General features: G+C 58.1%; 10 protein-coding genes. 2 read left to right on the forward strand and 8 right to left on the reverse strand.

The genetic code is table 11. The features are described from left to right. The first annotated feature begins 118 nt into the window (after window positions 1-118). Both QJT78_RS44990 and QJT78_RS44995 read left to right on the forward strand, forming a co-directional pair. Window positions 119-1,270 carry a DDE-type integrase/transposase/recombinase gene (locus QJT78_RS44990; protein WP_080587058.1) on the forward strand — a complete coding sequence of 384 codons (1,152 nt, stop codon included), beginning with the start codon at window positions 119-121 and terminating at the stop codon, window positions 1,268-1,270. Window positions 1,271-1,314: 44 nt separating this feature from the next. Then, on the forward strand, window positions 1,315-1,749 hold the full coding sequence (locus QJT78_RS44995; RefSeq protein WP_028154458.1) for a hypothetical protein: 435 nt from the start codon (window positions 1,315-1,317) through the stop codon (window positions 1,747-1,749). Window positions 1,750-2,163: 414 nt separating this feature from the next. Here QJT78_RS44995 and QJT78_RS45000 read toward each other — a convergent pair whose 3' ends face one another. The 8 genes from QJT78_RS45000 to QJT78_RS45035 form a co-directional block, all read right to left on the reverse strand. After that, window positions 2,164-3,054: an ABC transporter substrate-binding protein gene (locus QJT78_RS45000; RefSeq protein WP_038945346.1), complete on the reverse strand. Its 891-nt coding sequence runs from the start codon at window positions 3,052-3,054 to the stop codon at window positions 2,164-2,166. A gap of 625 nt (window positions 3,055-3,679) precedes the next feature. Further along, the gene (locus QJT78_RS45005; RefSeq protein WP_049808026.1) at window positions 3,680-4,060 is read right to left on the reverse strand and encodes a DUF4440 domain-containing protein; all 381 of its coding nucleotides are present in this window, start codon (window positions 4,058-4,060) and stop codon (window positions 3,680-3,682) included. A 28-nt stretch (window positions 4,061-4,088) separates the two neighbouring features. Next, window positions 4,089-4,304, reverse strand: a complete 216-nt coding sequence (locus QJT78_RS45010; RefSeq protein ID WP_272481437.1) for an adenylate/guanylate cyclase domain-containing protein — start codon at window positions 4,302-4,304, stop codon at window positions 4,089-4,091. Further along, on the reverse strand, window positions 4,208-5,173 hold the full coding sequence (locus QJT78_RS45015) for a response regulator (protein WP_272481436.1): 966 nt from the start codon (window positions 5,171-5,173) through the stop codon (window positions 4,208-4,210). Before QJT78_RS45015 ends, QJT78_RS45010 begins: the two co-directional genes overlap by 97 nt. A 57-nt stretch (window positions 5,174-5,230) precedes the next feature. Beyond that, window positions 5,231-5,596 (reverse strand): response regulator, encoded by a 366-nt coding sequence (locus tag QJT78_RS45020; RefSeq protein ID WP_028154221.1) that lies wholly within the window; start codon window positions 5,594-5,596, stop codon window positions 5,231-5,233. After that, window positions 5,593-7,224 carry an ATP-binding protein gene (locus QJT78_RS45025; RefSeq protein ID WP_080586838.1) on the reverse strand — a complete coding sequence of 544 codons (1,632 nt, stop codon included), beginning with the start codon at window positions 7,222-7,224 and terminating at the stop codon, window positions 5,593-5,595. The genes QJT78_RS45020 and QJT78_RS45025 overlap by 4 nt, the downstream gene beginning before the upstream one ends. Next, window positions 7,172-8,185, reverse strand: a complete 1,014-nt coding sequence (locus tag QJT78_RS45030; RefSeq protein WP_038954017.1) for an ABC transporter substrate-binding protein — start codon at window positions 8,183-8,185, stop codon at window positions 7,172-7,174. Before QJT78_RS45030 ends, QJT78_RS45025 begins: the two co-directional genes overlap by 53 nt. A gap of 30 nt (window positions 8,186-8,215) precedes the next feature. Further along, complete coding sequence (locus QJT78_RS45035) at window positions 8,216-9,241, reverse strand: ABC transporter substrate-binding protein (RefSeq protein WP_038945340.1); 1,026 nt, start codon at window positions 9,239-9,241, stop codon at window positions 8,216-8,218. Window positions 9,242-9,786 lie beyond the last annotated feature (545 nt).

A 9,786-nucleotide genomic window follows, 5' to 3' on the forward strand; every position in this document is an offset into this window, starting at 1 on the left:
TCCGGCGGCTCTTCTTCGTCATCTTCGCTCCTGATTCGCAGCAAGAATCCTCGCCGCTGTCAGGCAGAAAATCCACTCAAGCTACTGTCCGAATTTGCGGGGCCAGCTCTAGGTCGACATGGTCGCCCATGGCGGCACGTCGGTGGCTGGCTCGTTCATCCAGACCCTGACGATGGTCGATGTCGCCACGGGCTGGACGGAGTGCCTGCCATTGTTGACGCGGGAAGGTTCGCTGGTCGTCGAGGCGATCAACCGCGCACAGGGCCTGTTCCCGTGGCTCTTGCGCGGCGTGGACTTCGACAACGACAGCGCCTTCATGAACGATGTCGTCGTGCCATGGTGCCGCGAACAGAAGCTCGAAGTCACACGCTCGCGCGCGTACAAAAAGAATGATCAAGCGTTCGTCGAGCAGAAGAATGGTGCCGTCGTCCGCCGCCTCATGGGCTATGGCCGCTTCGATGGCGTCGAGACGGTGCGCGTAATGGGCCGCCTCTACGCGGCGGCACGGCTTTACGTCAACTTCTTCCAGCCGTCGTTCAAGCTGAAGGAGAAGCGCCGCGAAGGGGCTAAAGTGATCAAGCGCTATCATCCCCCGTCGACGCCCTATGAGCGTGCATTGGCGCATCCCAAGGTGACCGCAGCCGTGAAGAAACGGCTGCGCGATCAGTATCGCTCGCTCGATCCGGTCGGGCTGTTGGCCGAAATTCGCGCGACCCAGGACGAACTCGGCAATCGCGTCGATCGTCGTGCCGGACAAGCGCGCTGCCTGCAAACCGCTCACGCGAGCACCGCGCCGACGCCCGCAGCGACGTTCGCGAAGACGCTCGGCAAGATGGTGACCGCCGGCGAGCCGCGCGCCACGCACCGGCGAACTCGTCGACCCTATAAAACCAGGGTTCGTATGCCGTCCAAGCTCGACCCGCATATTACTGCGATCGAGGGCTGGCTCGCAGAGCAGCCGCAACTGACGGCGCTCGCAATTGTCAGCCGGCTGAACGAGAAACACCCCGAGGAGTTCGGGACGAGACAGCATTCGATCGTGCAGCGTCTGCTCAGGGCGCTTAGGCGGAGGGCGGCCCAGCAGTTGGTCGCGGAGGAGCCGCTCGGCGACACCCCGACCGCGGCGCCATCGCCCGGGGTTGTGGACGGCTCGGGCTATGTAGGGCCCGACCCGCCCACAGCCCCTCTCGTCGAGCAAGCCGGGAAAGCTACCTGGCGCAGCCGATCGGCCGACATCGGATCGTCATCGGCAATGGCACCACCAGGGTAACATCTGCAGATTAGGCAATACGGGAGCGCAAATTTGGAAGCCGAATGCACCGCGCCGCCTGGCGACACTTTGAGGCCGTGGATGGAACTGAGATTGATGATATGCCCGCGCTGCTGACGCATGAATACCGGCAGAACAGCCGCGATTGCCCACAGCGCCCCTTTAACATTCAAGTCGACAGTGGTCTCCCATTCCACCGTGTTGATCTCGATCAGCGGGCGGACAAACATGATCCCGGCGCAGTTGATCAGCGTATCCAGCGAACCAAAATCCTGAGCGACCTTCGCGACTGTTGCCCTTACCTGCTCTTTCTGTGTCACATCGACGGGATAGACGCGGCTTTCGCCACCCGTGTTGCGTATCGCCCTTGCAACATCCTCGGCCTTCGCTTCGTTGATGTCGGCGACCGCGATCTTCGCCCTTTTGTGCGAGATCCTTTGCCGTTGCTGATCCGATGCCGCCGGCGACACCAAGAATAAGAACAACTTTGTCTTTAACGTCGCTCATCCGCCATCCCTCTACATTATGCGAAAACGTAGCTCACCGAAGTGTCGTGTTGAATGAGCCTTTTTGATCAGCGACGGCGAAAAAATGAGTCGGCTTGAGGTCACAAGCGGCAGCTATCGGCCCGGCAAAGAGCTTCCGGTATTCCCTCCAAACCGGATAAGCCGGCGCGGTCGGGCAGCGAACCTGGTCTATCCGACACTTCACGTGTCTAGCAGCTTCAATACAACCGCGCGAGATCAATTGATCTGCTATGGGTCAAAAGCAGCGGTGGACGCCACGTTGCATCGTCGTGCGGTTTGCCCCTGACAGCCGACACGACACGCGCTCAATCGACCTTCGGCTAAGGGCCATTTGCAGACTCATGCAATGCAGCAAACAGCATCGTTTCACTCAATCACCTTGTCGGCGCGCACCAACAAAACCTCCGGAACCATCACACCCATCGCCTTAGCGGTCTTGAGGTTGATTACCAGCTCGAATTTCGTCGGCTGTTCGACCGGCAGATCGGCAGGCATCGTGCCGCGCAAAAGACTCGCCGCGAATCGGGCAGTAAGGTCTGCCAAGTGATCGGAGGATGGACCGTAGCCGATAAAGCCACCTTGCTCGGCCCGCACTCCCCACTGATACATGGTTGGAAGGCGCAGTGCTGCAACTCGCTCCATAATCAGTGGACCATTGCCGTCGAGCATCCCGGAATTAAGAACATTCAGCGCCGTGGCCCCCGATGCCTGTGCCTTATCGATAGTCGCTGCAATCTCCTCAGCTCTCGTGACGCGATAGATTGAAAGCTCAACGTTGCGTGTGCGCGCCGCCTCTTGCAGGGCGCGAACCTTTGCCTCGCCTCGCAACCCCTTCACCACGCGTTCAAACCAAAGGTCGTCGGCGAGAGCCGCCATGCGGCGAATCCCGGGCACGGCTTCGATCAGGAGGTCCTGTCGTAGGCCGTCAAGCTCAGGGGCAAAAATGCTGATCCCCGTGATATTGCCACTGGGCCGGGCGAACGATTTTACCAATCCCTCCCCGACCATGTCGCCTGTGATCCCAACGATGGGAATGCTCTTGGTTGCCTGCTGTACGGCGTTAACTGCCTCGGGTCCAGCAGCATAGATGACATCGGGTTGGGCTATGACCAGCTCCGCCGCAAGTTGCGAAATCAGATCGATCTGAGATGCAAAGGCGCGGTAATCAATCCTGAGGTTTTGGCCGTCAATGAAACCAGCGCGCCGTAGTTGGTCGAAAAAACGTACGTAATATCGCGAGGATGCGGAGACAAGCAACCCAGGCGATAGGTCCGTCCCGCTTTTTGGGCCAACGCTGCGAGCGGCAACGCCACCATCGTACCGCCGGCAAGCGTTATGAACTCGCGCCGTCGCATCGCGTCGCCCTCAAGGCCGAGCGACAGTCTAACATATGCTTCAAATCCCATCGGTACTGTGCATCACAGCGAATATGCGCGCGGATGTCGCAGCTGGTCAAAAGCAGCGGTCAGCTTCTCAGTCGGGAGGCGTCAGGCTTCCTTCAGACAGCAGACGTGGCAATGGCTTCAGTGGCGTTCAGCTCAGGGCCGATATTGTTGCAAAAGTCGATTTTCGCCGATGACCAAAATTCTGCGGGCCGTGGGCGCGACTTTCGCGTACAAGATGCGGGGGACCTCACGGCCTCCCGCAAAATTCACAGGCGACTTCGGTAGCGCGATTGAGGTCATACGAATCAGCGATCGCTCGCTGCTTAGTGTTTTCGCGAAAAATCTTGAGCCCTGCAACTTTCGACTTTTGCAACACAATCGGCCACTAGGCGACATCTCATCTCATCGACTAGTCAGGGCCGCGCGAGCGAACTCGTAGCAAGTCTTATCGTGAAAGCCGTGTTACGCATTGGATCGCGCCGATACTCCGTCCGCCTCTAGCTCGTCGGCATGCTATTCCAGATGTCGCGATGCAGGTGCCACCGGCCATCCCTTTGGAGCCAAACAACGAGGTATTTTACCTTTGCCTGTCCAGAGCTGAGCTTCAGGTCGGCCTCGCCAATCTCATAAGCGGTGTCGCCGGCAACCTCGAGGTCGATCGTCTTGAGAGTGACGTCTATCAGACCGAGCGCGTCTGCCGCCGTCCGCCAAAATTCCTCGATCGGCTTTCTCCCCGAAACAATCGGCGCATCGGGCGGCAGAACCTTGGCGTCCTCGGTATAGAACGCAGCCATACCGGCATAGTCCTTGCTGGCGGCGGCTACACCAAACCTGCGATTTGCCTCATCGACTACCTGTCGAACCTGATCAGAGTTCATGACGATCCTCCAGCTCTAACAGTGTTACTCAAATCGTCTCAACTACGTTGTAGGCGGTGATAGGACGATGCAAGCCCTTGAGCATGAGTTCGCCTACCGTCTGTGTCGTGGCTCTGTCGTCGATCGCCGCGCGCACCTTGCTATCGATCAAAATCTGGCCGTCGCGCGCCTCCGCGCACAGCCGGGCCGCGAGATTGACCACCGTCCCAATCGCGCTGTACTCGCAGCGGCCCTCGAAACCGATAGGACCGAGCGTCGCATATCCGTGTGCGATGCCAATCCCAAAACCAAGCTCGTGGCTTTCCCGCCGCCATTGCTGGACAATTCAGATAGACGGCTCCGCATCGCGGCCGCCATTTGCACAGCCCGTACGCACGGATCGGGACAAGGGATCGGATCTCCGAAGATTACCATGATTCCATCCCCCATAAATCTCTCCAACGTGCCTTCAAATTCATGGACTACAGAGCCCAGGGCAGTGTGATACTCTCTCATAACGGCCATCACCTCCTCGGGCTCAGCAACTTCTGAGAAAGCGGTAAATCCTCGCAAGTCACAGAAGACTATCGTCACTTGTCTGCGGTGTGTCTCCAGGGATTCATTTGGCGAAGAAGAAAGGATGAGTTCTGCGATCTGCGGGGAAAGAAAGCGCTTCAAACGGCTAACACGTTCGATTTGCGCTACCTGTTCGGCGACACGCTGCTCAAGCGTACTATTCCACGATGCGAGCTCGGCGGCCTGGGCCTCCGCTCGATCGTGCAGTTCTTTGATGCGGAGCATGGAGTGCACGCGGGCAACCAGCGCTGCATGGTCGACAGGTTTGGTCAGATACTCGTCGGCGCCTGCGTTAAGTCCTGTGACGACATCCTGCGAGTCGGTTCGCGCCGTCACCATGATGATTGGGACAAATCCAAGTGTCGTATCGGCCTTCAGCCGCCGGCAGACCTCGAAGCCATCGATCTTCGGCATCATGACGTCGAGGAGGACAACGTCCGGCGCGATTTCACGCACGATCGCGAGAGTCTTCTCGCCATCTTCGGCCTCCATGGTCTTATAGCCTTCGGCATCGAGGCGCGCGGTAAGAAGGCAGCGATTCGTTTCGTTGTCATCCACGATCAAGATTCGGGGTGGGACATGCATCTCTGCTCCACGTCAGTACGCGCTAGAATCTCATGTTAAGTATCGGTTGATCGTCTCGAGTAGCTTTCGTGCGCTGTAGGGCTTTGCGACATAGGCATCGCAGCCGGCCGTACGCGCCTTTTCCTCGTCGCCGCCAAGCGCGTAGGAAGTGACGACGATGATTGGAATATGGCGGAGATCTGACTGCGCTTTTATCCGCCGTGTCGCCTCGTATCCGTCTAGAATAGGCAGTTGAATATCCATCAGGATCAGGTCCGGGCTTTGGGTGCGCGCCGCCACGAGCGCTTCTTCGCCGTCGTGCGCCTCGATCATTTCGTAACCGACGCTTGCAAGCAGATCGCGCAAAATCTGACGATTGTCCTCCTGATCTTCGACCACCAGTACGCGCTTGCTCATGTCTGCATCGCCTGCTGCTCGAGCCGGGCCGGCACCAGAAAAGAGAATCTCGCGCCATGGCCGAGGCGGGATTCTATCCAGATCCGTCCACCATGCATCTCCACGATGCGCTTGACTATGGCGAGGCCCAATCCCGCGCCTCCCTTTGCCTTGGTGATCGAGTTATCTACCTGCTGGAATTCCTGAAAAATTCTGGCCTGGTCCACTTCGTCGATGCCCGGTCCCGTATCCTGAACGGAAAATACGTAGGAATCCCCCCGCGCTTCTACCTCTATCCGGACCTCTCCGGCGTCGGTGAATTTGATCGCGTTACCCACGAGATTGAACAGGGCCTGAGCGAGCCTGCGTTCATCTCCTCGCGCCGGCGGCAAGCCTGGCGGCACAGCAATTCTTAAACTCAGTTTCTTGTCCGCGGCGAGCGACTCAACGGAGGTATGCACAACGTCTACCAATTCCTCGACCGAGTAGTCGGTCAGAGAAAGTCGAAGCTGTCCGGCTTCAATCTTGGAGAGGTCGAGGACGTCGTTGATGAGCCCGAGGAGATGTCTGCCGTTCCGTTGGATGCGTTCGACGGCGGATCGCATTCTCTCCGGAGGATCGCCGTATATGCCGTCGAGCATGAGCTCAGAAAAGCCGAGCACCGCGTTCAGTGGCGTCCGCAATTCATGACTCATGTTGGCGAGGAATTGCGATTTGTGACGGCTGGCCTCCTCAAGACGTCGGTAGAGCTGCTGCAACTCTTCGCAGGTCGAATTCACATGCGCCGCAAGCTCCCCGAGTTCGTCACGATTGGGGACCTCTATACGCTGGGCGAAATCGCCAGCCGCTATCCGATTCAGCCCGTGGTGAATGATGCGGACCGGTTCGATCACAGACCGGGAGATCGCATGTCCCAGGACCAGCGTAAGCACAAAGCTTGCGAGCGCGACCGCAGTGACAAGTATCTGGGATTCGGTGTAAGTTCGTCGGCTCGCATCTATGCCGGCCACCATGTCCGCTTCAGCCCGGTTGACCAATTGATTGGTCAGTCGTTCGAGCTTGTCCGCGAGAGGCCCGAGTTCCGCGAGTTCGCTCTGTTTGGCCTCAGCTGCTCGTCCGCCGCGGATGAGATCGACGATGTGTGAAACTACGGCAATGAAACGCGCATATTCTTCGCGCACTTGGTTGAGCAGCGTCACCTCGTCCTTTGCGACGAACGAGACGCGGTCAAGGTCGTAACCAAACTGGTTGATCTGCCGCAGCACAACGGCCAATGTCGCTTCGTTCGGAAAGGCGAGCGCGGTGGATACGCCATAAAGCTGTCGAAGCGTATTATGCTGCATCTGCCGATATGCCTCGATCTTCTGCTGCAGGCCAACGACCTGATTCGCCCGCTGGTCCGCTTCGCGTAGCGATAAAAGACCGATTACACCAACCGAGATCAAGAGCATCTCGATGACGAAGAAGGCCATCAGCAATTTCGTACGCAACGACGGTCGAAACTCAAAGCCGGGAAGACCGTTCTTCACCGACGCGCCGTTTTCACTTTCTCGCGACGTTGCAGGGAGCGGGCGCTGACCAAGAAACGACGTCGAATCAGCTCCCAAGTTCACGTCGAACCTCGTTGAGGAATCGCCAGTCTGCTGCATCCGCGATAATCTTTGCAGGATTCGATTTGAGCATCCTCGCCTCTCGCAGGCGAAGCGCGTAAAAACGGATTGTGTCTTCAGGGTCGTATTCGCGCCAGCGGTTGTACGGCACATCCGCAAGAGTCTGAACCGCATAGTCGTGGCGAGGCGTGAAGCCCCCATCTACCATCCGCTGCGAGACAAAGGCTGGCGCGCTTACGCACAAGTCCGTCGCCCGGAGCATGGCGCGAACTACACGTTTGGTGGCAATGGGATTCTTTCGGACGAACTCGCGATTACCCGCCAGCATGCAGCAATAATACTGCGACCATGGGCGATCCTGCGCACTGTTGACGATGACATGACCGATGTTTTGCGCGCGCAAACGCTGAGGTTCTGGGGGAAATCCGAGGAAGGCGTCGATCTTGCCCTCCGCAAACAATTCGATCGGTTTGACCTTCGCGCTCGTCACCCATTCGATATCCTTGGCGGGATCGAGTCCGACAAGCGTCGCCATCGCGCTGATGAAAACGTGCGGGCTACTGCCAAGCCCCTGCTGGCCGACGGTTCGGCCCTTCAAATCGGCAACGCTGCGTATGCCCTCTTTGGCAAATAACTCGAAGCAGCCGACATGAACCCCGGCCAAAATAGTAACGGTTGCGCCCCGATCGATCTCGAGAAGAAGCGGACCGGAGAAATGCAGGGTGAAGTCAATGTCGCCCTTCGCGATTGCTTTGGTTTGCTCCACGCCGGCGTCAGATTCAACGTAAACGACGTCTGCGAATCCCTCGGCATTTAAGAGGTCGCTCACCACGTACTGCGGAGCGATACAAATGCTCGGGTTCTTTGCAAGGCGGATTGTCGTGGTCTCTGGCGGCGGATTAGACTCTTCCGCCCTCAGCCGCGCTGCAACGCCCCCAAACAGGGCAGTGGAAGCGGCGCAGGCCCCAGCCAACAGCAAGTCGCGACGATTTGTATGCATCGGGACCTCCTCGAAAGCGCTTTAGATGAATCAGCCTCCCAGTTCACGTCGAACCCCATTGAGGAACCGCCAGTCGGCTCCATCCGCAATGAGTTTCCCAGGGCTTGATTTAATCATCCCAGCTTCGCGCAAACGAAGCGCGTAAAATCGGATTGTGTCCTCAGGATCGTACTCGCGCCAGCGGTTGTACGGCACGTCCGCAAGAGTCTGAACCGCGTAGTCCAGGCGAGGCGCGAAACCCCTATCCACCATCCGCTGCGAGACAAAGGCCGGCGCGCTCACGCACAAATCCGTGGCTCGGAGCATGGCGCGCACCACTCGCTTGGTGGCGATGGGATTCTTTCGAACGAATTCGCGATTGCCCGCCAGCATACAGCAAAAATACTGCGACCATGGGCGATCTTGCGCACTGTTGACGATGACACGACCGATGTTTTGCGCGCGCAAGCGCTGAGGTTCTGGGGGAAATCCGAGGAAGGCGTCGATCTTGCCCTCCGCAAACAATTCGATCGGTCTGACCTTCGCGCTCGTCACCCATTCGATATCCTTGGCGGGATCGAGCCCAACAAGTGTTGCCATCGCGCTCAAAAATACATGCGGGGGTGACTCAAGCGATTGGATGCCGACGGTTCGACCCTTCAAGTCGGCGACGCTACGTATGCCCTCCCTGGCGAAGAGCTCGAAGCAGCCGACGTGGATCCCGGCCAGAATGGTAGTGCTCAAGCCTCGATCGATCTCAAGAAGGAGTGGACCAGAGAAATTCAGGACGAAGTCGACATCGCTATTTTTCCAGATAGCTTTGTCTTGTGCAGGGCCGCTACCAACGAATCCGGTTTCGACGTGAACGACGTTTGCGAATCCCTCGGCATTCAGCAGATCGCTTACTACGTACACAGGCGCGATGCAGAGGCTTGGGCTCTTCGCGAGGCGGATGGTATTGGTTTCTGGCGGGGGGGCGGTTTCTTCGGCCTTGAGCCGAGCGGCGGCACTCCAGAATAGAGCTGCGGAAGCGGCGTAGGCTCCGGAGAATAGAAAATCGCGACGGTTCGCAAGCATTGGAACCTCCTCGAACCACCACTGCGATAACAGCGGGGGCGTCGGGGCGATGTGATTTGCGTGGGGCAAAATGGCCCCGCTGGGTACAAAGATAGCATGGTAAAGATGTGCTGGATATGACCGGGCGTCTGACGTTTCCTAGTAGTCGGATAATCTTTAAGCGGTGATGTCATGGGAGGCGCGTTCGGCTGCCATGGTCGGCTTCGGGTCAAAAACCGGCATTACTCTGATTGAGCGGAGACTTTCTGCTCAAACCCCAAAAGCCGACGTCGGCGCCTTTATGATGGGGGGACGCCCCGCCGACGGCATCGATGTGCCGAAGTGGAGGTGTTTAGCGGCTGCAACGCAAGAACCGCGCGATCCAGCGCGCCAAGTATGCTACGGCACATCACCGCTCTCCCTGAGGGAGCGCGGCGCTGATTAACTCTGCCGCCTTTTAGCTGCACGTTTGATTTGCTCTGCCTCAAATAGCGTCCGACCAAAAGAAAAGCCCGGCAGTGATGCCGGGCTTGAGGTCATGAAAAACGTTTACGTGATGCAGGTTA

The sequence above is a fragment of the Bradyrhizobium sp. Mp27 genome (assembly GCF_029953005.1).
GTDB lineage: Bacteria > Pseudomonadota > Alphaproteobacteria > Rhizobiales > Xanthobacteraceae > Bradyrhizobium > Bradyrhizobium barranii.

Coding starts and splice junctions, on each gene's coding strand:
- QJT78_RS44990 (WP_080587058.1), top strand. CDS start 119: ATGGTCGCCCATGGCGGCACGTCGGTGGCTGGCTCGTTCATCCAGACC.
- QJT78_RS45005 (WP_049808026.1), bottom strand. CDS start 4,060: ATGAACTCTGATCAGGTTCGACAGGTAGTCGATGAGGCAAATCGCAGG.
- QJT78_RS45035 (WP_038945340.1), bottom strand. CDS start 9,241: ATGCTTGCGAACCGTCGCGATTTTCTATTCTCCGGAGCCTACGCCGCT.
- QJT78_RS45025 (WP_080586838.1), bottom strand. CDS start 7,224: ATGCAGCAGACTGGCGATTCCTCAACGAGGTTCGACGTGAACTTGGGA.
- QJT78_RS45020 (WP_028154221.1), bottom strand. CDS start 5,596: ATGAGCAAGCGCGTACTGGTGGTCGAAGATCAGGAGGACAATCGTCAG.
- QJT78_RS45030 (WP_038954017.1), bottom strand. CDS start 8,185: ATGCATACAAATCGTCGCGACTTGCTGTTGGCTGGGGCCTGCGCCGCT.
- QJT78_RS44995 (WP_028154458.1), top strand. CDS start 1,315: ATGCACCGCGCCGCCTGGCGACACTTTGAGGCCGTGGATGGAACTGAG.